Raw genomic sequence first — 21,937 nt, forward strand, 5'->3', positions numbered from 1 at the left:
CGCGGCGCTCTGGATTTGCGGCTCATCCGCGCTCGCTATTACCTGCCCTCGTTGGTCTGACAGTGCCGTATCACGTCATGAACTATCCGATGTAGCTCCGACACAAACCCGGTATCATGGGTGCGGCGGCGGATGGTGAAGGTGAGGTCAGGTTGATAGCGGCCCGCGACGTCGACCTGCGCGCCGCGCTGACCAAGGCAGGCGCGCGCGTCGTCGATGGCCCGACCGCGACCGGTGCCTATGTCGTGCGGATTGCCCCCGATCGCCGGGGCCAGGCGATCGACGGCCTGCGCGCCACGCCGCAGGTCGTGCTGGCCGAGCCGATCGACCCTGGATCGCAGCCATGACCTGGCGCGGATGGTTCCGGCTCTGCCTGGCCTTGTGCGGTGCCGCCGCGCTCGGCGTGGTGACGCCGGGCCATACGCAGGAGCGGCCGACCGCCGACGCCGATCGCCAGATCCTGGTGATGCTCAAGATGGCGCCGCCGCATTACCGGCCCGGCGGGAGCTACGGCGGCAGTTACGGTGACACGACGGCGATGGCCGCGCGGCGGCGCATGGCGGCAGGAATCGCGCGGCGCAACGGGCTGAAGCTGGTCGATGGCTGGCCGATGCCGCTGATCGGGGTCGATTGCTATGTCATGCGCGTGCCCGATGGCAGGGCGCTCGACGCGGCGATCGCCCAGGTGTCGAAGGAGCCGGGGGTCGCCTGGTCGCAGCCGCTGCAACTGTACCAGGCGCGCGGCTCGCCCGCCGGGGCCGCGCTCAACGACCCTCTCTTTCGGGCCGAGCCCGCCGCCATAGCCTGGCGGCTCGCCGACCTCCACCGCATCGCCACCGGCCGCAACGTTTCCGTCGCCATCATCGACAGCAAGATCGACGTTGCGCATCCCGACCTTGCCGGCCAGTTCACCGCCAATCTCGATTTCGTCGCCAATCCTGATTCCGGGCGCCGCACCGTCCCCAGCGAGGCGCATGGCACCGGCGTYGCCGGCATCGTCGGTGCCAAGGCGGGAAACGGCATCGGCATCGCCGGGATCGCGCCCGACGCGCGGATGATGGCGTTGCGGGCGTGCTGGCAGACCGCCGCCGGCCCTACGCTTTGCAACAGYCTYAGCCTGGCGCGCGCGCTGCAATTCGCGATCGACCACAATGCCGAGGTGATCAACCTCAGCCTCGCCGGGCCGGCAGACCCGCTACTCGCCCGGCTGATCGCCATCGCGATATCGCGCAACGTCTCTGTGGTCGCGGCATTCGATCCGTCGCTGCCCCAGGGAGGATTCCCCGCATCCTTGCCCGGCGTCATCGCCGTCGCCGACGAATCTTTGCAGTCTTTGCCCGCGCGCGTGTACATTGCGCCCGGCCGCGACGTGCCGACGACACAACCGGGGGGTAAATGGTACCTCGTCAATGGCAGTTCCTATGCGGTCGCGCATGTCAGCGGGCTGATCGCGCTGGTGCGCCAGTCCAGCGGCCGCGCGACACGGATCGCGCTGAACCGCATGGCGGGCGGCGCGATCGACGCCTGCGCGACCCTGGTCGGGACGTCGCCGGCCTGTGATTGCTCGTGCGCGATCGACCACCGGCTCGCGGGACGGCGCTAGCGCCAGACGCCTTGGTGCGCTGGCCGCCCTGTCGCTTTCTTCCTTCGCCGCAACCCCCGCATTCGCCCAGGTCAGCGGCAGCGTCGACATCGAGAGCGATTATCGCCTGCGCGGCTATTCGCTCAGCGCCGGGCGGCCGGTGGCGACCGCGCAGATCGGCTATGACGACGACAGCGGGGTCTATCTCAACCTGTCCGCCACGGGCGAGATCGGCCATGACGATCCGCTGTTCCTCGGGGTTCAGGGCAATATCGGCTATGTCCGACGGTTGAACCAGAAGCTGTCGATCGACGCCGGCGTGACGCGTAGCCAATATCGCGCTCCCGATCGCAAAAGTCGCGCGCACGATTATACCGAAATCTATCTCGGCCTAGCCTCCGATCCGTTTTCGGCGCGCCTTTATTATTCACCCGATTATTATCAGTCCGGTGTTTCGACGCTTTACGGAGAGGTCGAAGCCACGATCAGGCCGGCAGAGCACTGGCGACTCACTGGCCATCTGGGGTCGCTCGTCTATCTCACGACGCCGGCGCGATATATTCCTGGCCGCGAGGCACGGTATGACTGGCGCGCGGGCGTGTCGCGCGAACTCGGGAATTTCGACCTCCATGCCGCGCTGTCGGGCGGGGGCCCGGGAAAGGAATATTATTCCGGCGAGCTCCACAGCAAACTCGCCCTGACCGCTGGTGCGAGCTGGAGTTTCTGACACGCGGCTTAAACCTTTAGTGGCCCGGGCGGCATCAACCTTCCAGAAACCAGCTGGAAGGATCGGGCCCCATGGGTGTTCGCACGACGATGATGTTCAGGATGGCGCGGGTCGGCGCTGCGCTCGGCGCGCTGTCGGTGACGGTTGCCGCCACCTCACAGACGGCGGCGAAGCAATATACGGTGGTCATGGCGAACATGAATTACGGGGCGCTGCCCGGCGGCGCCAAGGTGGGCGACACGATCGTCTGGGTCAATCGCGACTCCGTCCCGCATACGGTGACCGCACGCGACCACAGCTTCGACCTGCGCATCGCGCCGGGGCAGAGCGGGCGGATGACGCTGCAGAAAGCCGGCACCATCCCATTCTATTGCATCTTCCATTCGATGATGCGCGGTACGCTCAAGGTCGCGGCCAAATGATCAGCCCTGCCTGACCACCATCACCTGACCCCAAGGCAATTCGATCAGGGTGTCGGGGCGGTCGGCGAAGAACGTCCCGAACATCTCGCGCACCTCGCGATCGGCATAATCGTCGCCGATCAGGATCCCACCGGGCATCAGCCGCGGATGGAAGAAGTCGAGCGCGTCGCGCGTGGCGCCAGGCAGGTCGAGGTCGAGATGGACGAATGCGAAGCGCTCGTCGGCAACCGCATCGGCGGTTTCCGGGAAAACGCCGGCGTGGACGTGCACGGCAGGATAAGGAGCGAGCAGCGCTTCGACCGCTGATCGTTGGCCATGCGTCGTCCTGAAATGGTCGCGCACCGTCGCTGCGTCGCCGCTCGTCATGGCGGCATCGGCAGCTTGCAGCGTCTCGAACACGTCGAACAGATGGAGGGACGTATCGCCCTTGGCATGGCAGATCAGCCGCGCGCTGCCGCCGTGGAACACGCCGGCCTCGGCCATCGCGCCGTCGAGCCGTCGCGCGGCGCGCACCGCGATCAGGATCTGCAATGCCGCCGCGTCGCTCAACAGCATCGGCACCAGCCGCCGCGTCGCGCGGATCAGCGGCAGTTCGGCTTCCCAGCCCGCGCCAAGCGGCGCCATGATCGCGCCGCGCGAGGCGACGAGCGTGCGTAGCGCCCGCCCCGGCAGGCCACGCCAGCCTTGCCGAGGCGTCATGGCCGGACCGGGGCCGGCGCCGCGCGTAGCATCATCATCGCGGCGATCGCGAACAGCGCGCCGAGCAGGGGCGTCCGCAGCGGATAGTCGACCAGGCTCGACGCCATCAGGATGACCGTCATGCCGATCGCGGCAATGCCTAGCGTCCGGCGTGTCACCGACTCGCGCGTCCGCACGATGGCGACCGCGGTACGCGCCCACCACCAGACGAACAGGCCGAGCAGCATCAGCGCGGGTACGCCGCCCTCGATCGCGAGCTGCAGCGGCTCGTTATGCGCCTGGTTCATATAGATGGTCGACAGCAAGGCATCGGGCTCGAAGCGGCGATAGACGTCGCTGAACGACCCGAAACCGGCGCCCCAGGGCAGGAACGCGCGCGCGGTGCGCAACAACGGCCCGACTATCGCGGCGCGGCTTTCGCTGGCAGGGTCGGTATGCATCAGCCGATCGACCGCGCCACTGTGCATGGCGGCGGCGGCAGTGGTTGCGGTCGCTCCGATCAGCACTGCGGCGACGCCCGCCCAGTGCAGGCGACGAACCGGCACCAGCCGCTGGCCTGTCGCGGCATAGGCCCACAGGCCGGCGCCGAGCCCAATCGCGACGAGCAGTAGCCCCATCCTCGATCCCGTGGCGATGCCGCCGAACAGCAACAGGGCGACCGCGATCAATGTGGCACCAGCCACCACGCGCGGCCGGCCGCCCCGCCGCAACCACAGGCCCGCCAATGCGGCGACAAACGGCAGCGCGCAGGCCATCAACGCGGCCTGGTGATTGCGGTTGGCCAACAGCCCGATCGGGGCATTCTCGCTGCTTTCGCGATAGAAACGCAGCGCGCCGCCACCGGGCGCAAGCTGGATCAGCCCGGCGAGTGCGCTGACCAACGCGATCGTGACCACAGCCCAGGCGAGCCAAATTCGCGAGCGGCTGTCGCAATACAGAGCGACGAGCGTTGCCGCGGTCGCCGGCAATAGCGCACCGAGCGTGTTGATTGTGAGGTCGGGAGTCAGGCTGAGCGGCCGCCAGCGCACCGCCCCGCTCGCCACGGCGATCCGCGCATAGATGTCGTGCCCGGGCAGCATTGCCCAGAGCGACGGCGGCAACGGGATCAGCTGGAGCAGGACCAGGCCATAAGCCGCGGCGATCATCGCCAGCAGCCGTTTACGCCGTCGCAACGTCTCGATCTCGAGCGGCCACAAGCTGGCGACGATCGCGGCGATAGCGGCGAGGCGAGCCAGCATCTGCTGGTCCTCATCGTATCGCGACGCGCCCCCCAGCGCGGCGAGCGCCACCAGCAGCGCGATGGCGACGATCAGGCGATAGCGCTGCCCGTATCGGCTAGCGGCTCTCTGTGTGGCCAATGCCTGCCCCTCGCGATGGGAATAGCGGCGCGACGGCCGCTATTCCCGACCACCCGCTGGAGATCGTTTACGAGCTGGCGGGCTTGCTGCCGTTGTGCCCCAGCGCAACCGCGGCGACCACGACCACCGCGATGGCGAGGCCGGCATAAAGGAAACCCGACCCACCGCCGCTCGCTTTGTTGCCCTTAACCTTGGCGCCCGCGCGGACGTCCTTGTTGGCGAGCGACAGCTTGGCCGCCGGATTGGCGGGCGATGCCGCGGCGATGGTCGGAACGGCGATCAGCGAAAGGGCCGCGGTGGCGGCGATGACGTTGCTCAGGCGCATTGATGCACACCCCTTTTCTGCGCGGCTCGCCCAACGCGAACCAATCATCAGTGCCGTCGGGGGTGGGCAGGGTTCAACGCCGCCGTGCAAAAATCCGCGCGTTGAACCCCGTCCGTCGCGCCGGGAACAGATGGGGCAGCAATTGGGGTGAAAAGGGTGCGTCTCATCAGCAACCGGTCTTTTCTGAGGCGGCCCGCATGCCGGCGTTGAGCGCACGCGACGGATATCGGCGATGGGCGCCGATGTATGCGCGCGAGACGGCGATCAGCCTGCTCGAGGATCAGCTCGTCGCCCCGATCAGTCCGCCGCTTGCCGACAAGCGACTGCTCGACGTCGGCTGCGGGGTCGGCCGTCGCCTGATCGATTGCGGCGCGGCCGAGGCGGTCGGGATCGACCTTAGTCCCGAAATGCTCGATGCCGGGATCGGACGCGGCGCGGTCATGCCGGGCGTCAGGACGCTGGTCGGAGACGTCCGCCATTTGCCCTTTCCGGATCGCTATTTCGACGTGGTCTGGTGCCGGCTGGTGCTGGGGCATTTGCCGGCGATCGACCGCGCTTATGCCGAGCTGGCGCGCGTCACCGCGCCGGGCGGGATGATCCTGGTCAGCGATTTCCATGCCGAGGCGCATGCCGCCGGGCACCGCCGCACTTTCCGCGATGATGAAGGCGTGCACGAGGTCGAGCATCACGTCCACGATCTGTCGGCACATGCCGGCGCGGCGCGTGCCGTCGGGCTTGTCCCGGTGGCGACGCGCGAGGCGGTGATCGGTCCCGCCGTCCGGCCGCTCTACGAAGCCGCCGGGCGCGGCGCGCTGTATAGCGAGCATCTCGACCTCCCGGTCGTGCTCGCGCTCGCTTTTCGGCGGGAGGGCTGAGGATGCGGATGCTTGTCAATGCCCGCAACTGCGCCGTCGCGATCGAGGGCGAGCGCATCGTCGCGGCGGAAGGGCGGTTCGACATCGTCCTTGATTGCCCCGATGCGGAGGTGCGGCCGGGCCTGATCAACGCGCACGATCATCTCCATCGCAACCATTACGGGCGGCTGGGGCGGCCCGGCTATGGCAACGCCTATCAATGGGCCCGCGACATCCAGACGCGCTATCGCCGCCGCATCGCGCACGGCCGCGCGCGGCCACGGCGAGAGGCGTTGCTGGCGGGCGCGTGGAAGAATCTGTTCGCCGGCGTCACCTCGGTCGTCCATCACGACGCGTGGGAAGACGCTTTCGACCGCGATTTTCCGATCCGCGTGGTGCCGCTCGCCAGCGCGGATTCGCTCGGCATGACTCCCGACCTGGACGGCGTGGAGAAGGGCGAGCGGTTCGGCCTGCACCTGGCCGAAGGCGTCGATGAGGCCGCTGCCGATGAAGTCCGAGCAATCGCGGCGAAGGGGCTGCTCACACGCGATCTGATCGCGGTGCACGGCGTCGGCATGGATTCCGATGGCGTGGCCCGGTTCCGGGCGTCGGGCGCGGCGCTTGTCTGGTGCCCGAGTTCCAACCTTTTCCTGTTCGGCCGCACCGCGCCGGCAGCATTACTCGACGACGGGATCGACGTGCTGCTCGGCAGCGATTCGCTGCTGACCGGGGCGGGCGACCTGCTCGACGAACTGGCTTGTGCGCGTGCGATCGGCGGGTTGAGCGACGCGCGGCTCGAAGGCGCGGTGGGCGCGGTCGCGGCCACGCGGCTCGGCCTCGATCCGCCCGCGCTCGATCCGGGCAACCGCGCCGATTTGATCCTGCTGCGCCGTCCGCTGGTCGAGGCGCGTGCGGCGGATGTGCTGCTTGTCGTCGCCAACGGGGCAGTGCGGGTGGCGTGCCCCGACCTTGCGCCAAGTCTCGGCATCCACGCCGACCACGGCATCGAAATGACCATCGGCACGGTGGTGCGCTGGACCAACGCACGCACCCCAGAACCGGCATCCGGGAGGTATTGATGAAGTTTGTTGCGTTCCGCCTTGGCTCGGCCGGCGCGTTTGTCCTGGCGGCGATGACAGCGGTCCCCGCCGCCGCGCAGACCGCACCCGATCCTAACGCCGCGCCGGCACCGAACGCGACGCCCGCGCCGTCGGCAACTCCTGTCCCGACGCCGCAGGATGTGCCCACCGACAGCGCGACTAATGCGCCCGCGGACGGCACCCAACCGGTCACGGCGACCGATGCGGCGGCACTGCCGCCCGATGCCGCGCCGTCGATGCCGCGCACCGATATCCTGTCGAAGAACACCATCTCGATCCTGCTCGACGCGCGGCTCGCGGTCGCCAATGGCGAGAAGTCGTTCACGAACGGCGGCCTGGGCAAGACGCGGTTCCAGGGGACGCAGAATGGCGACTATCGCGCTTATGCCGTGCCGGTCGAAGCCGATCTGATCTGGCTGCCGCGCTTCACGCCTTCGCTCAGCGCCAACGTTTCGGGTGCGTGGCAGCGCGATCAGGAAAACAAGTTCGACCTGATCGAGGCGTTCGTGAACTTTCTGCCCCAGCAATCGGGCAAAATCGGCTTCCAGGCGCGCGCCGGATTGATGTGGCCCGAAATCTCGCTCGAACACTCGACCGGCGGTGCGTGGAGCGTGGTCAACACGATCACGCCCTCGACGATCAATTCCTGGGTCGGCGAGGAAGTGAAGGTCCTGGGCGTCGAGGGCACCTTGCGCGCCAGCCTGGGCCAGCACGAATTGTCGTTCACCGGCGGCGTGTTCGCGGGCAACGACACGTCGGGCACCTTGCTGTCGTTCCGCGGCTGGGCGCTGCACGACGAGAAAGCGACCGGGTTCGGCCATTTCCCGCTGCCACCGCTCAATTCGTTCATCAAGCTGTTGCAGGAAGACCGGACGCGCTCGACGATCGAACTCGACAACCGTCCCGGCTTCTACGCGCGGCTCGATTGGCGGCCGCCCTGGCCGTTCGGCGTGGCGCTGTTCTATTACGACAATCGCGGTAATCCGGAGGCGTTCAAGCCGACCGGGCAATGGGGCTGGCGGACGCGCTTCTGGAACCTGGGGATCAACGCCGACCTCGGCGCCAATACCAAGCTGCTGATCCAGGGCATGAGCGGCTCGACGATCATGGGGTTCGAGGAGAACGGCGTCCCCTGGGTCCACACCTATTTCAATTCGGCTTATGCGATGGTGACGCGGCGGATCGGCGACAAGCTCGCGATCAGCGCGCGGGTCGAGGCGTTCAACACGCGCGAACATGGCAGCGAGATGTCGCCGCTCGACAATGAGGACGGCTGGTCGTCGACCGTCGCCGCGCGCTACAATCTGACCAACCGGGTGACGGTCCTTGCCGAGGCACTCAACGTCCGCAGCAAGCGCGGCGTCCGCGCCACCGATCTCGGGATCAACCCGTTCCAGGCGCAGACCGTGTTCCAGCTCGCGTTGAGGATCCATCTGTGACCGCGCGCGCGATCCTGGCGCTTATCGCGGGCGCGCTGGCGCTGGCGGGATGCTCCAACGGTCCACGGCTCGGCGAGACGGCCGAGCCGATGGCGGTGACCGCGCTCAAGGATTTGCCCCCGCCGGGCGGTGCCGATCTTGTCGCCGGGACGACGCCGTATCGCGTCGGCCCGCTCGACAAGCTCAACATCGCGGTGTTCGGCGTGCCCGAGCTGAGTGGCACGTTCCAGACCGATGCCGCCGGGCATCTGTCGATGCCGCTAGTGGGTGAGATCGACGCTTCCGGCCAGACCCCCAAGGAGCTCGCGCTCGCGATCGATAAGCGGCTGCGCGGCATCTATGTCCGCGACCCGCAGATCACGGTGAACCTGGAGGAGACCACCAGCCAGGTCTTCACCGTCGATGGCCAGGTCACCCAACCAGGCAGCTATCCGGCGATCGGCAACATCACGCTGATGCGCGCAGTCGCGACCGCCAAGGGGGTCGGCGAATTCGCCCGGATGGACGACGTCGTCGTGTTCCGCACGGTCGAGGGCAAGCCGCTCGCCGCGCTCTACAATCTCGGCGCGATCCGGCGCGGGCTGTACCCCGATCCCAAGATCTACGCCAACGACGTGATCATCGTGGGCGATTCGAACGCGCGGCGGATGTTCCAGAAATTCCTCCAGGTGGCGCCGTTGCTGACGACGCCGCTGATCCTCGGGCTGGAGCGCATAAGGTGATGGATTCGATTTCGCCCCGAATGCTGGGCCAGGTCCAGCTACTGACCGGCGCAGGGGATGGCGGCCCGCCCGCCGCGCAACGCACGCCGCCGTTGCGCCGACTGATCCGCGCGGTAACGCGCTGGCGCTGGGTGCTGCTGGGTGGCGTCGGGGCAGGCGCGCTCGCCGGGCTGCTGGTCACGTCGGTGATGACGCGCCAGTACAGCTCGACCGCGCGGCTGGAGATTTCGCGCGACACCGCGCGCGTCACCAATATCGACAGCGTCGAACGCGACGTCAGCATCGGCGACCAGGAATTCTACCAGACCCAATATGGTCTGCTCCAGACCAAGGAGCTGTCCGAGCGCGTCGCGCGCGATCTCGGCGCGGTCGACAATCGCGATTTCTTCAAGCTGTTCGGCCGCAATGATCTGTTCGACGGCAATGCCGCGGACGTGAACAGCCAGGCGCGGCGCGGCAAGCGCGTGGAATTGGCGGGCCGGATCCTGCTCGACCATGTCGGCATCGCGCCGGTGCGCGGATCGCGGCTGGTCGACGTCACCGCGGAGACGCCCGACCCCTTCTGGTCGCAGCGGATCGCGCAGACGTGGAGCAAGGATTTCATCGACGGCAATCTCGAACGCCGGTTCGCGGCGTCGGATTATGCCCGGCAGTTCCTCGAAACGCGGCTCGAGCAATTGCGCCAGAAACTCGAGGAATCGGAACGCCAGGCGGTCGGCTATGCCGCCAACCAGGGGATCATCAACCTGCCGGCGGTGAGTTCGGGCAAGGACGGCGCCGGAAGCGCGGTCGGCGGCGATCGCTCGTTGCTGACCGACGACATCACCACGCTCAATGCGGCGCTCGCCACCGCAACCGCCGAGCGGATCGAGGCGCAGGCCCGGCTCGCCGCGGCGCGCCAGCCGGGATCGAGCAGCGAGGCGCTAGGGAGCCAGGCGATCGGCGACCTTCGCCAGAAACGCGCCGAGGCCGCGTCCGAATATGCCAAATTGCTGTCGCAGTTCGAACCCAAATACCCGCCGGCCAAAGCACTCGAATCGCAAGTCCAGGTGCTCGATACCGCGATCGCGGCCGAAGAGGGGCGCGTGCGCACATCGCTGCAACAATCCTATGCCTCGGCATTGGGCCGCGAACGCGCGCTGCAAGCGCGGGTCGAAGCGCTCAAGGGCAACCTCACCGATCTCCGCCAGCGCAGCATCCAGTACAATATCTATCAGCGCGATGCCGACACCAACCGCGAACTCTATAGCGCGCTGCTGCAGCGCTATAAGGAGATCGGCGTCGCCGGCGGGATCGAGAATAACAATATCGCGGTGGTCGACGCCGCCAAATTGCCCGACCGGCCGTCGCGGCCCAGCCTGATGATCAATCTGTTGCTGTCGATCTTCGCGGGTGGGCTGGCCGGCGTTGCGCTCGCCGCCGCACTCGAACAGATCGACGAAGGGATCGGCGATCCGGGCGAAGCGCAGGAAAAGCTCGGCCTGCCATTGCTCGGCACCTTGCCCAAGGTGAAGAGCGGGGGACCGCTGGACGCGCTCGAGGACCCGCGCTCGCCGTTGGTCGAAGCCTATCTGGCGGTCCAGGCCAATCTCGAACTGTCGACGGCGCGCGGCATGCCACGGTCGCTTGCGGTCACCAGCACGCGGCCGCGCGAAGGCAAATCGACCACCGCGACCGCACTCGCCCAGTCGCTGGCGCGCGCGCATCGCAAAGTCGTGCTGGTTGATGCCGATCTGCGCTCACCGTCAGTCCACTCCGCGTTCGGGGTCGCAAACGAGGCTGGGGTCAGCAACTTCCTGGCCGGCAGCGACACTCTCGACGCCTCGATTCACGCCACCAGCCACGAAGGGTTGAGCGTGATGCCGGCGGGGCCGCCGCCGCCCAACGCCGCCGATCTGCTGACCGGCGAGCGGCTGCGGGTGCTCATCGAACGGCTGCAGGAGCGGTTCGACCATGTCATCGTCGACTCGCCGCCGGTGATCGGCCTGGCCGATGCGCCGCTGGTCGCCTCGGCGGTGGAAGCGGTGATTTTCGTCGTCGAGGCGCGTTCGACCCAGGCGGGCGTGGTGCGCAACGCGCTCAACCGCCTGGCAACCGCGCACGCCAATGTGCTCGGCGCCGTCCTCACCAAGTTTGAGGCGAAGCGCGCGCATCTCGGCTACGGCTACGGATACGGCTATGAATATGGCTATGGCCGCTAGGTCGAGCGCCTGATGCCGTCGCCGATGGTCTGGCGTGGTGCGATCGTCGCCGGCGCCCTGGTGGCGGCGGCGGGAATCGTCCAAGCCGGAACCGCGCAGTGGTTGGTGCGGAGCGATCCGGTCGCTGCCGCACGCGTGGCCCCCTACGATGCGCGGATCGCGATGGCGGCCGCGCGCAAGCTGGTCGAGGACGGCCGCGGCGCGACCGATCCGTCGATCCGCGCGCTGACCCAGGCGACGCTCGCGCGCGATCTTACCCAGAATGCCGCGATCGAGTTTCGCGCGGTCGACGTCGAGGCGGCGCGCAACCCAGCGCGTGCGGCGCAATTATTCGACCTGTCCGACGCGATCAGCCGGCGCAGCCTGCCGACCCGATTGTGGCTGATCCAGCGCTCGGTCGATCGCGGCGATGTCGGCCATGCGCTGCGCGACTTCGACGTGGCGCTCCGGACCACGGCGGCAGCGGCGCCAACTTTGTTCCCGGTGCTGGCCGGCGCGACGAGCGACCCCGGCCTGGTCGCGCCGATCGCGCGAATGCTCGACCGGCCGAGCGACTGGCGGCTGATGTTCCTGAATTATGCAGTCGCCAATGGCGATAGCGACGGAGCGGCGGCCGTGCTTCTGCACATGCGAGACCGCGGTCTGGTTACCGGCAATGGCGTCGATCGCGCCTTGATCGCGCGGTTGGTGGACGAGCGCCGCTTCGCATTGGCGGGCCGGGTGCGTGCTGCCTTCTCGAGCGGGAAAGCACAGCCGCGCCTGGTCGTCGACGGTGGCTTTGCTGACGCGACCGGAAGCTATCCTTTCGGCTGGAGCCTCACCGAACGCGGCGACATCGGGGCTGAGCGCAGCATCGCCGACGGCCACGCTGCGCTTGGCTGGCGGTCGGAGCCGGGCCGGGGAGGGCAGGTCGCGGCGCAATTGCTGCTGCTTCCCCCGGGCAATTATCGGCTGACCACGATGGCGGCGTCGGCGATACCGAACGACGCGCCTTATTGGTCGTTGACCTGTGGCGTGCAGGGCGGTGCGACACTCGCTCGGCTGGACGTGCCGTCAGCGTCGAGCGCCGCGGCAGCCATGGACGTCGCCGTCCCGGCGGGATGTGAAGGGCAATGGCTGACATTGACGCTGCGTCCCGGCGGCACCTCGGGCGAGCGGACAGGCGCTGTCGCATCGGTGGCGATCACTCGGCGATAGGCTTGAACCGGTACTGACCCCACAGGGCGATGCCGAGCGGGCGCGTCTTGTAGCCTGTCCCGAGCCGGCGGTAATTGCAGCGCGTCGCACTCGCGATCGACGCCGCATTGTCGTCGTCGGTCAACCACCACCACCGCCGCTCGCGATCGCCGAACAGGCGATGCGCTTCGCCGATGACCGTTGGCGCCAGTTTCTGGCCGCGCGCATCGGGTCTGGTCCAGATATTGCCGACTTCGAGATCGTCGGGCGTCATGAACGGCAAGCGGTGCCAACGTGGCGTTACCAGCAGGCGATGGACCAGGGTTCCGCCGTGCCAGACCGTGAGCTCGGTGAACTCATCGGTTGCGAAGAAGCCCAACCGGTTGAGCAGCCACCAGACGAAATTCACCGGGGTGCGCGATCCGCGCGGGGGTAGACCGGGCTTGCCCGCTTGCCAGCGGCGCAAGGTCATGTCGGGCGGCAGGCGCAGGAGCGGCGGCGGCGGATCGCTCGGCCCGTGGCTGAAGAATATCATCACGTCGCCGGCTCCCGCGGCTGAGCGACCGGTAATGGCGCCGATCGTGCGCAAACGCGGCGCAGTTCGGGATCGGCGCCCCATCGTGCCAGGATCGCATCGACCCCGCGCAACGCGGCAGGCCGCGCGACGATCGCCAGCGCGGTCAGCCAGAGCAAGTGCAGGTCGGTGGAGATGTCGCCACGCTCGATGTAGAGCAGGCCCAACCGGCTCTTCCACGGCCTGATCAAGATGTCATAGGCGGAATCGGGATCGGCCGCGCTGTCGATGATATCGCCTTCGTCAGCGAAAACGATCGAGGACAAATCGGTAATGCCGGGGCGGATTTCGAGCAGTTTCAATTCGGCCGACGTGTAGCGATCGACGCCGCCCCGGCGCGTGTTGGGGCGCGGACCGACCAGGCTCATCTCGCCGATCAGCACGTTCCAGAATTGCGGCAGCTCGTCGATCTTCCAGCAACGCAGCTTGCGGCCTAGCGGGGTGATGCGCGGATCGCCGCGCGCGGTCGACGTGCCGCCGAGCGCTTCGGCATCCACCGCCATCGATCGGAGCTTGATCATCCTAAAGTCGCGATTGCCGCGGCCGACGCGAACCCCGCGATGGAGCGGCGACTGGCCGTCCTGCAGCCATATCGCGAGCATCGCGACCGCGAGGACCGGCGACGCCAGGGCGAGCAAGACGACTGAAACGACGACGTCGAACGCGCGCTTGGCCATCACAGAACCGCCCGGAGTGCGGCGAGCACCGCGGCGCGATCCATGCCGTAGCGCGCGCGCAGCCAGGCCTGGTCGCCGACGATGTCGGGGAAGCAGTCGGCCAGGCCGAGGCGCTGGAAGCTGCGCAACGCGACACCGCCATCGAGACAGGCCTCGGCGACCGCCGCGCCGAGCCCGCCGACGATATTGTGCTCCTCGAGCGTGACGACATGGCCGCAAATGCGCGCGGCATCGCAAATGGCGGCGGCGTCGAGCGGCTTGATCGTGTGGACGTCGATCACGCGCACCGCCGCGCCCTCCGCGGCAAGCGTATCGGCGGCGGCGACCGCTTCACCCAGGATGCCGCCGGTCGCGAAGATCACCGCGTCATCGCCATCGCGCACCTGCCGAGCCTCGCCCAGGATGACGTGGCCTTCGGGCAATCCGGCGCGGCTCTTGTCGATCCTGAGATAGGCGGGCCCGCCGCGCGCATGGAGCTGGCGGGCCAGTGCATAGGCCTGCCACGGATCCGAGGGTGCGACGACGGTCATATCGGGCAGCGCGCGCAGGATCGCGAGGTCCTCGGTCGCGAAATGCGACATGCCGAGCTGGCCGTAGGAAAAGCCGCCGCCGACCGCGACCACGGTGACGTCGGCATGATGGTAGCAGACGTCGTTGCGCAATTGTTCGAGGCACCGCAGCGTCGGGAAATTGCCGATCGAATAGGTATAGCTGCGCGCGCCGGTCAGCGCCGCGCCGCACGCGATCGCGGTCATGTTCTGCTCGGCGACCCCGGCATTGACGTAATTGCCGGGGAAGCGCTCGATAAAGTCGGTCAGGACGCCGAAGCCCAGATCGCCATTGACCAGCAGCACGCGCGGATCCTCGCCGGCGAGCTCGGTCAGCGCGCGGACGAACGCGTCACGCATCGCGCGCCTCCACGCCCAGTTCGCGCATCGCCGCGGCGAATTCCTCGCCCTGCGGCGAGCGATAATGCCACAGCACCTGGTTCTCCATGAACGAGACACCGCGGCCCTTGATCGTATCGGCGATGATGCAGCTGGGTCGGTCGGTTTGTGTGGAGCGCGCGAGGGCGGCCTTGAGCGCCTGATGATCGTGCCCGTCGATCCGCTCGACCGCCCAGCCGAATGCGCGCCATTTGTCGGCAAAGGGTTCGAGCGCGATCGTCTCGGCGACGGGCGCGATACTCTGCAATTTGTTGTAGTCGACGACCGCGCACAAATTGCCCAGGCGATGGTGCGCGGCGAACAGGATCGCTTCCCAATTCGACCCCTCGTCGCATTCGCCGTCGCTCAGTACGACATAGACGCGCTGGTCGCCGCCCATTCGGCGCAGCTGGAATGCCATACCCGCGCCGATGCCCAGGCCATGGCCGAGCGAACCGGTCGAGAGTTCGACCCCGGCGACGCCCTTGTGGCTGACATGGCCCGACAGGCTGGAGCCGTTGGCATAATGGTGGTCGAGATCGGCGAGCGGGAAGAACCCGCGCTCGGCAAGCGCCGCATAGACGCACGCCCCGGCATGGCCCTTGGACAGGATGAACCGGTCGCGGCCGGCCCAGCTCGAGTCGGTCGGATCGACGCGCAGCGTATCGCCGTAAAGCACCGCGATGATGTCGGCCATCGACAGGCACGATCCGACATGCGAGCTGCCGCCGCGGCTGCACATGCGCACCACGTGGCGGCGCAATCGGAGCGCGAGGTCGACCGTATCGGGCGGCGCGATCGGCTCGATCTTCATGCGAAGAACCCCCGCACGCCGTCGATGACACGGCCGACCTGCGCATCGCTCAGCAAATGGTTCATCGGGATCAGCAGCGATCGTGCGAAGAAGCGGTCGGTACGCGGCAGCAGCCGTTCGAGCCCTAGGTTGCGGAATTGGTGGATACCCGTCCCGCCCCATTGCACGATCGTGCCGATCCCGAGATTGGTCAGATGGACGCGCAGCTTGTCGCGGCGGTCGCAGCACATCTCGTAATTCTGAAAGACATCGAACCGCGTGGGATCGGCGTCGGGCGAGGGTGGCAAATCGAGCTCGGCAATCCCGTTGAACGCATCGTGATAACGTGCGGCGATCGCGCGTCGCCGGGCGATCGCCTGATCGTACCAGCCGAGCTTATAGGTCAGGATCGCGGCGTGGAGATTGTCGATGCGGGCATTGGTCCCCCAGATCGCGCAGTCCGCCGGGATGATCTTGTCGGGCCCGGCGCCATGGTTGCGCATCGCCCGGACGCGCTCGGCGATGGCATCGTCGTCGGTGACCAGCGCGCCGGCATCGCCGAAACAGCCCAAAGTCTTGGACGGATAGAAACTGAACGCTCCCCATTGGCCGAACCTGCCGGCCGGCACGCCGTCGATCGTCGCGCCGAGCGCCTGCGCCGCGTCCTCAACCACCAGCAGGCCGCGATCGTCGGCAATCGCCCGGATCGCTGCCATGTCGCAGACCCGCCCGTTGACGTGCACTGCCATGATCGCGCGGGTATAGGGCGTGATCGCGGCGCGGATTGCGTCGGGATCGATTAGCCAGTCGTGGTCCTTCAGTTCCACGGGCACCACCGTCCCGCCGGCGAAATGGATCGATTGCGCCGCCGCGATGAAGCCATGGCCGGGCATGATCACTTCGTCGCCCGGCTTGAGACCCGACGCGCGCAGGCCCAGCAGCATCGCATTAGTGCAGTCCGACAGGCCGATCGCGTGGCGTACGCCCAGATAGGCCGCGAGCGCCGCCTCGAACGCGTCGACCGCCGCTTGCAGGATGAATCCGCCCGCCGATGCGGTCTCGTCAACGATCCGGCGATATTCTTCGGCACGCTCGGCATAGAGTGCCTTCCAGTCGAAGAACGGGACTGGAAGCTCCCGCAATGACATGAACTCGCAACCCCTTACCGCGCACTAACGGGGCATGGCCCGCCGACTACGGAATTGGTGCCTGGTTACCCGGTCGCGGTTCAACGCGGGCCGGATCGGCGGGGGCGGAATGCGGATTCTCTATCTGACGCAATGGTTCGAACCCGAGCCCAATATCATCAAGGGGATTCACTTCGTCCGCGCGCTCGAGGCGGCGGGGCATCAGGTGACGGTCGTTACCGGCTTTCCCAATTATCCGACCGGGAAGATCTATCCCGGCTATCGGCTCCGGCTGGTCCAGTACGAAACGATCGAGGGCGTGCGCGTCGTCCGCCTGCCGCTTTATCCCAGCCACGACGCGTCGTCGCTGCGGCGGTCGCTTAACTTTCTATCGTTTTTCGTCTCGGCGATGCTCTACTGCCTGATCCGCGGCGGGCGGTACGACATGGCCTATGTCTATCATCCGCCGATCACGGTCGGGCTGGCGGCGGCAATCGGCGGCGGATTGCGCAGGTTGCCCTTCGTGCTCGATATCCAGGATCTGTGGCCAGACACGCTGGCGGCGACCGGCATGGCGGGCGCCGCGCGGATGGTAGGGCCGATCGGCGCGCTGTGCCGCTTCGTTTATGCCCGTGCGCGGGCGATCGTCGTCCAGTCCGAAGGGATGCAGCGTACCCTGGTCGAGCGCGGCGTTCCCGACGCCAAGCTGACCGTGATCCGCAACTGGGCCGACGCCGAATTCGCCGAACGAGGTGTCGCGGAGACAACGGATCCCGGCCGCTTCACGATTGTCTATGGCGGCAATCTCGGCCGCGCCCAGGCACTCGAGACGGCGATCGACGCGGTTGCGATCGCAGCTCGCTACCGGCCCGAAATCGAGCTGGTGCTTTACGGCGACGGGGTCGATGCCGCCGCACTGCGCGATCGCGCCGCGGGCAACGCCGCGGTGCGGTTCGCCGGACGCGTGCCGCCAGAGCGGATCATCGCCGTCTTCGCTGCTGCGGACGCGTTGTTGCTTCACTTGCGCGACGATCCGCTGTTCGCGATCACCATCCCGTCCAAGACGCAATTCTATCTCGCGATGGGCCGGCCGATCGTCGCTGGGGTGGCGGGCGAAGCCGCCGACCTGTTACGGCGATCGGGCGCGGCGTTGGTCGCGCCGCCAGGGGATGCCGCGGCGCTGGCCCGCATCCTGGTCGAGATCGCAGGACTGCCGCGCGACCGGCGTGACGCGATGGGGGCGGCGGGCCGACGCTTTTATGCCGAGAATCTAGCGTTCGATCGCGGGATGACGCGAACCCTCGGCGTGATTGCGGGCACTAACCCGACAGCGATGACCAATTCACCGGCCCGGACGATTTGAGCCTGACGAGCGCCTTGCCGTTGCCCGGCGCGGGCGCCACCCGCGTCGTGCCGGTGGTCAGCCCGGCGGGAATCACGCGCGTGCCGCTGATGCTGGTGTTCGGCTATGTCGTCGGTACGTTCCTGCTGTTCCTCGCCTGGCCGGTGAACTGGCCGATCTATTATACCGCCGACTGGGTGCGACTGTTCTTCTATGTCGCCTTGTGCCTCACCGTGCTGTGGGTCGCGACGTTCACCGGGTCGGCGGGGCCGACGCGCGTGACGGCGCCGTTGCCCGGACTGGCGTTCTTCTTGCCGCTGGCCGCGCTCGTCGCGGTGCTGCTGCTGATCCCATCGAGCTTCGCTTATACCGGCAAGGCACCGTGGGAAGTGCTCGATGCATTGGCCGATCAGGGCGCGGCCTATCGCCGGTTCCAGCAACAGCTCCTCGCAACCGGTGGTCAACGCAACATGATCGTCATGGTGCGCGCGTTCACCGCACCGTTCGTCTATGCGATCCTGCCGCTCGGCATCATCCACTGGCAGCGGATCGGCTGGATCGGCCGCGCCTCGTTGGGTGTCGCGGTCGCGACGTCAGTCATCTTCTCGATCCTGCGCGGCACCGACAAGGAGATCGCCGATCTGTTCGTGATCGGTGCGGCCGCGGCTCTCGTGTCGTTCGGCCGCGCCCGTGCGATGGGGGAATCGGCGGGCGAATTGGTGCGCCGCTACTGGAAACCGGTGCTGATCGGGCTCGTCTTCCTCTATGTCGCGCAAGGGCTGTTCACCGATCGCAAGGAAGGGCGGCTGGGCAGCTATGTCAGCCGCACCGCGGTCTGCATCAACGACAGCCGGATCTGTGCCGATCTCGACAATCCGGCGATCAGCTGGCTGCCGCTCCGCCAGCGCTTCGGGCTGACGATCTTCATCCTGTCGACCTGTTCGGGCTATTACGGACTCGACCTCGCGATGGAGAAACCGTTCGAGCCGGCCTGGGGCGTCGGGCATTCGCCCGCCGCGCTGTCAGTCTATGAAGCCGCGACCGACGATCGCGGGCCGCATCTCAACACCTATACCTGGCGCAACGGCGCCGATCATTGGCCCGAAGAGAATTATTGGTCGACGCTGATCACCTGGATCGCGAACGATGTCGGCTTTGTCGGCGCCATCCCCGTCCTCGCACTGATCGGCTTCTTCTGGGGGCGCTGGTGGCGCGAAGCGGCGGCAGGGATGAACGACCCCGCCGCGGTGCTGTTTGCGCTGACGACGACGATGATCTTCTACCTGCCCGCCAACAACCAGGTGCTGGCGAGCTATGACGGCTATACGACGTTCGGGGCGTGGATCGCGATCTGGCTGTGGCATCGGTCGCGCCAGGCCCTTTCCGCGGCACTGCCCGCAGCGCTCCCGGCGACCTTGCCGGCGGCAATGGGTGCGCCGTCATAGTTCGTCGCCTGGCCTCGGTGCCGATCTTCTTCGGCGTGCGCATCGCGTCGGCGCTCGTCCTGCTGAAGCTCTCGGCGACGCATCTGCCGGTGCACGGCTTCACCGTGTTCGCGCAATTGATGGCGTTCGCCGCCTTGCTCAACCTGATCGCGGTCGGCGGCACGCAGAATGGCGTGATCCGCGAGGCTGCGGCGGCGGAAGATCACGCGGCACTTGGCGCGGTACACGGCGCGGCGCTGGCGATCTGGGCGATCGCGGCACCGGTGATCGGGCTGGGCGTGCTGATCGGCGCACCGGCGATCGCCGATTTGCTGATCGACGCCCCGCATCGCTGGCCGCTGATCGCAAGCCAGGCCGCGCTCGGGCTGGCGGCGGGCCCCGGGCAGATCTGGTGCAGCATCCTGTCGGGGCGCGGCCGCGCCAGCTTCAGTCTCGCGGCGCAGGCTGCCGGGCTGCTGGCCGCGACGGTGACGGCGGCGTGGCTGATATCGCGGCATCAAGCCGAGTTCGCCGCGCTGGCGTTCGCCGCCGGTCCGCTGCTGACCATGGCGCTCGCGTTCGTCTTCGCGCGACCGCTCCATCTGGCGCTGGCGCCTGCCGGCGTGGTCAGGACCGAGGTGCGGCGGCTGCTCGGCTATTCGGCGTCGATTGCCGCGACGACGGGATTTTCGGCGATCATGCTGTTCGGCCTGCGCTCGATCTATCGCGATCATTTCGGCGTGACGACGCTCGGCTATTGGATGGCGGCCAATCGCATTTCGGACCTGTCGACGCAGTTCCTCGGGCTGTTCATGGTGCAATTCTTCGTGCCGCACGTCGCGACCTTGACCGAGGATGCCCAGCGGCGGCGGTTGGTCGTGCAATGCGCCGCGGCGGGAACGGCAGTGATGGCGGGCGCATTGCTCGTCTTCACGCTCGGCGCGCCACTGCTTGTCCATCTGTTTCTGGCGGATACCTATCTGCCCGCGATCCCGGTGATCCGCACCTATATGATCGGCGACACGATGCGCGTGCTGGTGTCGCTGGCGATGTTCTCGGCGTTCGCGCGAGGGCGGCCGGGGCGCTACGCAGCGATCGAGATCGCGACGCTGGCGATGATGGCGGCGATCACCCTGACGCTGATCGGTATGGGCGATCCGCGCGCACCGCAGATCGGCTATGCGAGCGCTTATGCGCTGTCGGCGGGCATTGCGGTGCTGTTGTTCCTGATGCGACGCCGTCCTGGCGGCGCTGGAAACGCGATCAGGGCCGCGTCGCCGCTTCGATAGTCGCCACCGCGTGGCGGACATCGAACACCTCGTCGAGGCAGCGCGGTGCGTTGGTTCGAACCTCGTCGCGGATTGTCGGGTCGGTCGCCAGCAATTCGGCCGTGCGATGGAATCCGCCGGGGTCATTGAACGAGACGGTCCGCCCAACGCGATATCCTTCCAGGATAGCGGGAAAGTCGCTGCCATGTTCGACCGCGGCAACCACCGGCAGGCCCGCCCGAAGATAGTCGATCGTCTTGGACGGGATGCTGAACGAGGTCACGCCGGGCACCGTCGCGACCATCCCGACATCGCAGGCGCCGAGCAGCTTCAGATAGTCGGCGCGCGGCACCGGCGGACGATACAGGACATTCGTGGCCCTGGCCGCCCGATCGCGGATCATCGGCGCCAGCCGACCGTCGCCGACGAACAGATAGCGAAGCGGCGATCCCGCGGCGTGCCCGGCCTCTGCCGCGCCCAGCATCTGATCGAACCCGCGGCCCTCGACCAATTGTCCGCCGAACACCGCGATCGGGGCATCGCTCTGCAGGTCGTACTGTCGCCGAATCGCAGCGCTATCGACCGGAGGCAGCGGCCTGGTATCGGCCCAGACGGGCGTCACCAGCACACGCTGATCGGGCCGTACGCGGTAATGCGCGCGCAGATAGGCTTCGTTTCCCGGCAACGTGCAGACGATCGCGGTGAACCGGTTCATCTCCCACTGTTCCCACCACCGCGCGATACGAAAGGGCAGGCCGCCCGGCATCCGCCCGATCTCGCGATGATGGTCGGGGAAGAAGTCCCAGATGAACAACAGGCGATGCCTGACGCGCGCACGACGGATCAGCGGCAGCAACGGCGCGATCGCCATCGCCGGCATCCAGGCGATCAGCGCGTCGAAACTCTCCAGATCGAAATGACGCCAGGTGACGCGGGCGGCGTGGCGGCCGCTCAGCACGAACTTGCTGGCATGGCGCAGCAGACCGGGGCCGCCCAGCGCCCGTGGCGCGCAGCGGACCACGCGGACGCCGCTATCGGTGAAGAAGGTCCGGGTCGGGCCGCCGGGCGCCGCGCTCCAGTCGAGATGGAGCACCTCGACCTCGTGGCCCGCTGCGACCAGCGCATCGGCCAGCTCGGTCGTGAGGTACGATTGCCCCGGCTCGACCGGGAATTGCATCGCGACCATCAGCAAGCGCATGGC

General features: G+C 67.5%; 22 protein-coding genes. 13 read left to right on the forward strand and 9 right to left on the reverse strand.

Annotated elements, in window-relative coordinates; translation table 11 throughout:
- Nucleotides 1-152: 152 nt before the first annotated feature.
- The 4 genes from AC1DRD_RS00985 (at nt 153) to AC1DRD_RS01000 (ending at nt 2,731) form a co-directional block, all read left to right on the forward strand.
- Nucleotides 153-347: a hypothetical protein gene (locus AC1DRD_RS00985; RefSeq protein WP_478039652.1), complete on the forward strand. Its 195-nt coding sequence runs from the start codon at nt 153-155 to the stop codon at nt 345-347.
- Complete coding sequence (locus AC1DRD_RS00990) at nt 344-1,603, forward strand: S8 family peptidase (protein WP_478039654.1); 1,260 nt, start codon at nt 344-346, stop codon at nt 1,601-1,603. The genes AC1DRD_RS00985 and AC1DRD_RS00990 overlap by 4 nt, the downstream gene beginning before the upstream one ends.
- A complete protein-coding gene (locus AC1DRD_RS00995; protein WP_478039656.1) occupies nt 1,557-2,309 on the forward strand; it encodes a TorF family putative porin in 753 nt (250 codons plus the stop codon). Before AC1DRD_RS00990 ends, AC1DRD_RS00995 begins: the two co-directional genes overlap by 47 nt.
- A gap of 71 nt (nt 2,310-2,380) precedes the next feature.
- Nucleotides 2,381-2,731: a cupredoxin domain-containing protein gene (locus tag AC1DRD_RS01000; RefSeq protein ID WP_478039658.1), complete on the forward strand. Its 351-nt coding sequence runs from the start codon at nt 2,381-2,383 to the stop codon at nt 2,729-2,731.
- Here AC1DRD_RS01000 and AC1DRD_RS01005 read toward each other — a convergent pair whose 3' ends face one another.
- The 3 genes from AC1DRD_RS01005 to AC1DRD_RS01015 form a co-directional block, all read right to left on the reverse strand.
- Nucleotides 2,732-3,430, reverse strand: coding sequence for a TylF/MycF/NovP-related O-methyltransferase (locus AC1DRD_RS01005; protein ID WP_478039660.1), 699 nt, complete (start codon nt 3,428-3,430; stop codon nt 2,732-2,734).
- On the reverse strand, nt 3,427-4,788 hold the full coding sequence (locus AC1DRD_RS01010; RefSeq protein ID WP_478039662.1) for an O-antigen ligase family protein: 1,362 nt from the start codon (nt 4,786-4,788) through the stop codon (nt 3,427-3,429). The genes AC1DRD_RS01005 and AC1DRD_RS01010 overlap by 4 nt, the downstream gene beginning before the upstream one ends.
- A 67-nt stretch (nt 4,789-4,855) precedes the next feature.
- Entirely contained in the window at nt 4,856-5,113 is a 258-nt protein-coding gene (locus AC1DRD_RS01015; protein WP_478039663.1) for a hypothetical protein, read from the reverse strand.
- 197 nt (nt 5,114-5,310) lie between these two features.
- Between AC1DRD_RS01015 and AC1DRD_RS01020 the strand changes: the two genes are divergently transcribed.
- From AC1DRD_RS01020 to AC1DRD_RS01045, 6 genes are read left to right on the forward strand one after another with little or no spacing between them, the layout of a single operon-like run.
- Nucleotides 5,311-5,988: a class I SAM-dependent methyltransferase gene (locus tag AC1DRD_RS01020; RefSeq protein WP_478039665.1), complete on the forward strand. Its 678-nt coding sequence runs from the start codon at nt 5,311-5,313 to the stop codon at nt 5,986-5,988.
- Nucleotides 5,989-5,990: 2 nt separating this feature from the next.
- Entirely contained in the window at nt 5,991-7,046 is a 1,056-nt protein-coding gene (locus tag AC1DRD_RS01025) for an amidohydrolase family protein (protein ID WP_478039667.1), read from the forward strand.
- Entirely contained in the window at nt 7,046-8,506 is a 1,461-nt protein-coding gene (locus tag AC1DRD_RS01030) for a hypothetical protein (RefSeq protein WP_478039669.1), read from the forward strand. The genes AC1DRD_RS01025 and AC1DRD_RS01030 overlap by 1 nt, the downstream gene beginning before the upstream one ends.
- Complete coding sequence (locus tag AC1DRD_RS01035) at nt 8,503-9,228, forward strand: polysaccharide biosynthesis/export family protein (RefSeq protein WP_478039671.1); 726 nt, start codon at nt 8,503-8,505, stop codon at nt 9,226-9,228. Before AC1DRD_RS01030 ends, AC1DRD_RS01035 begins: the two co-directional genes overlap by 4 nt.
- The gene (locus AC1DRD_RS01040) at nt 9,228-11,429 is read left to right on the forward strand and encodes a GumC family protein (protein WP_478040598.1); all 2,202 of its coding nucleotides are present in this window, start codon (nt 9,228-9,230) and stop codon (nt 11,427-11,429) included. The genes AC1DRD_RS01035 and AC1DRD_RS01040 overlap by 1 nt, the downstream gene beginning before the upstream one ends.
- A gap of 12 nt (nt 11,430-11,441) precedes the next feature.
- Nucleotides 11,442-12,626: a hypothetical protein gene (locus AC1DRD_RS01045; RefSeq protein WP_478039673.1), complete on the forward strand. Its 1,185-nt coding sequence runs from the start codon at nt 11,442-11,444 to the stop codon at nt 12,624-12,626.
- On the opposite strand, the gene AC1DRD_RS01050 is transcribed toward AC1DRD_RS01045, so the two are convergent.
- Genes AC1DRD_RS01050 through AC1DRD_RS01070 form a run of 5 tightly spaced genes read right to left on the reverse strand, consistent with a single transcriptional unit; the run spans nt 12,613 to nt 16,723 of the window.
- Complete coding sequence (locus AC1DRD_RS01050) at nt 12,613-13,140, reverse strand: GNAT family N-acetyltransferase (protein ID WP_478040599.1); 528 nt, start codon at nt 13,138-13,140, stop codon at nt 12,613-12,615. The genes AC1DRD_RS01045 and AC1DRD_RS01050 overlap by 14 nt on opposite strands.
- The gene (locus AC1DRD_RS01055; RefSeq protein ID WP_478032757.1) at nt 13,140-13,856 is read right to left on the reverse strand and encodes a sugar transferase; all 717 of its coding nucleotides are present in this window, start codon (nt 13,854-13,856) and stop codon (nt 13,140-13,142) included. The genes AC1DRD_RS01050 and AC1DRD_RS01055 overlap by 1 nt, the downstream gene beginning before the upstream one ends.
- A complete protein-coding gene (locus AC1DRD_RS01060) occupies nt 13,856-14,764 on the reverse strand; it encodes a transketolase family protein (RefSeq protein ID WP_478032756.1) in 909 nt (302 codons plus the stop codon). The genes AC1DRD_RS01055 and AC1DRD_RS01060 overlap by 1 nt, the downstream gene beginning before the upstream one ends.
- Nucleotides 14,757-15,596, reverse strand: coding sequence for a transketolase (locus AC1DRD_RS01065; RefSeq protein WP_478039675.1), 840 nt, complete (start codon nt 15,594-15,596; stop codon nt 14,757-14,759). The genes AC1DRD_RS01060 and AC1DRD_RS01065 overlap by 8 nt, the downstream gene beginning before the upstream one ends.
- Complete coding sequence (locus tag AC1DRD_RS01070) at nt 15,593-16,723, reverse strand: DegT/DnrJ/EryC1/StrS family aminotransferase (RefSeq protein ID WP_478039676.1); 1,131 nt, start codon at nt 16,721-16,723, stop codon at nt 15,593-15,595. Before AC1DRD_RS01070 ends, AC1DRD_RS01065 begins: the two co-directional genes overlap by 4 nt.
- 109 nt (nt 16,724-16,832) lie before the next feature.
- Between AC1DRD_RS01070 and AC1DRD_RS01075 the strand changes: the two genes are divergently transcribed.
- Genes AC1DRD_RS01075 through AC1DRD_RS01085 form a run of 3 tightly spaced genes read left to right on the forward strand, consistent with a single transcriptional unit; the run spans nt 16,833 to nt 20,757 of the window.
- On the forward strand, nt 16,833-18,065 hold the full coding sequence (locus tag AC1DRD_RS01075; RefSeq protein WP_478039678.1) for a glycosyltransferase family 4 protein: 1,233 nt from the start codon (nt 16,833-16,835) through the stop codon (nt 18,063-18,065).
- A complete protein-coding gene (locus tag AC1DRD_RS01080) occupies nt 18,062-19,489 on the forward strand; it encodes a hypothetical protein (RefSeq protein WP_478039680.1) in 1,428 nt (475 codons plus the stop codon). The genes AC1DRD_RS01075 and AC1DRD_RS01080 overlap by 4 nt, the downstream gene beginning before the upstream one ends.
- 17 nt (nt 19,490-19,506) lie before the next feature.
- Nucleotides 19,507-20,757, forward strand: a complete 1,251-nt coding sequence (locus tag AC1DRD_RS01085) for an oligosaccharide flippase family protein (protein ID WP_478039682.1) — start codon at nt 19,507-19,509, stop codon at nt 20,755-20,757.
- Here the strand turns inward: AC1DRD_RS01085 and AC1DRD_RS01090 are convergent.
- Complete coding sequence (locus AC1DRD_RS01090; protein ID WP_478039684.1) at nt 20,732-21,934, reverse strand: glycosyltransferase family 4 protein; 1,203 nt, start codon at nt 21,932-21,934, stop codon at nt 20,732-20,734. The genes AC1DRD_RS01085 and AC1DRD_RS01090 overlap by 26 nt on opposite strands.
- Between the last annotated feature and the right edge of the window lie 3 nt (nt 21,935-21,937).

The organism is Sphingomonas sp. P4_G2 (assembly GCF_056401155.1).

What these genes read in the sequence shown, in the direction of transcription:
- AC1DRD_RS01070 (WP_478039676.1), bottom strand. Translation starts at nt 16,723, where the DNA reads ATGTCATTGCGGGAGCTTCCAGTCCCGTTCTTCGACTGGAAGGCACTC.
- AC1DRD_RS01005 (WP_478039660.1), bottom strand. Translation starts at nt 3,430, where the DNA reads ATGACGCCTCGGCAAGGCTGGCGTGGCCTGCCGGGGCGGGCGCTACGC.
- AC1DRD_RS01030 (WP_478039669.1), top strand. Translation starts at nt 7,046, where the DNA reads ATGAAGTTTGTTGCGTTCCGCCTTGGCTCGGCCGGCGCGTTTGTCCTG.
- AC1DRD_RS01025 (WP_478039667.1), top strand. Translation starts at nt 5,991, where the DNA reads ATGCGGATGCTTGTCAATGCCCGCAACTGCGCCGTCGCGATCGAGGGC.
- AC1DRD_RS01075 (WP_478039678.1), top strand. Translation starts at nt 16,833, where the DNA reads ATGCGGATTCTCTATCTGACGCAATGGTTCGAACCCGAGCCCAATATC.
- AC1DRD_RS01015 (WP_478039663.1), bottom strand. Translation starts at nt 5,113, where the DNA reads ATGCGCCTGAGCAACGTCATCGCCGCCACCGCGGCCCTTTCGCTGATC.
- AC1DRD_RS01000 (WP_478039658.1), top strand. Translation starts at nt 2,381, where the DNA reads ATGGGTGTTCGCACGACGATGATGTTCAGGATGGCGCGGGTCGGCGCT.
- AC1DRD_RS01055 (WP_478032757.1), bottom strand. Translation starts at nt 13,856, where the DNA reads ATGGCCAAGCGCGCGTTCGACGTCGTCGTTTCAGTCGTCTTGCTCGCC.
- AC1DRD_RS01040 (WP_478040598.1), top strand. Translation starts at nt 9,228, where the DNA reads ATGGATTCGATTTCGCCCCGAATGCTGGGCCAGGTCCAGCTACTGACC.
- AC1DRD_RS01050 (WP_478040599.1), bottom strand. Translation starts at nt 13,140, where the DNA reads ATGATATTCTTCAGCCACGGGCCGAGCGATCCGCCGCCGCCGCTCCTG.
- AC1DRD_RS01065 (WP_478039675.1), bottom strand. Translation starts at nt 15,596, where the DNA reads ATGAAGATCGAGCCGATCGCGCCGCCCGATACGGTCGACCTCGCGCTC.
- AC1DRD_RS01090 (WP_478039684.1), bottom strand. Translation starts at nt 21,934, where the DNA reads ATGCGCTTGCTGATGGTCGCGATGCAATTCCCGGTCGAGCCGGGGCAA.
- AC1DRD_RS01060 (WP_478032756.1), bottom strand. Translation starts at nt 14,764, where the DNA reads ATGCGTGACGCGTTCGTCCGCGCGCTGACCGAGCTCGCCGGCGAGGAT.
- AC1DRD_RS01020 (WP_478039665.1), top strand. Translation starts at nt 5,311, where the DNA reads ATGCCGGCGTTGAGCGCACGCGACGGATATCGGCGATGGGCGCCGATG.
- AC1DRD_RS01045 (WP_478039673.1), top strand. Translation starts at nt 11,442, where the DNA reads ATGCCGTCGCCGATGGTCTGGCGTGGTGCGATCGTCGCCGGCGCCCTG.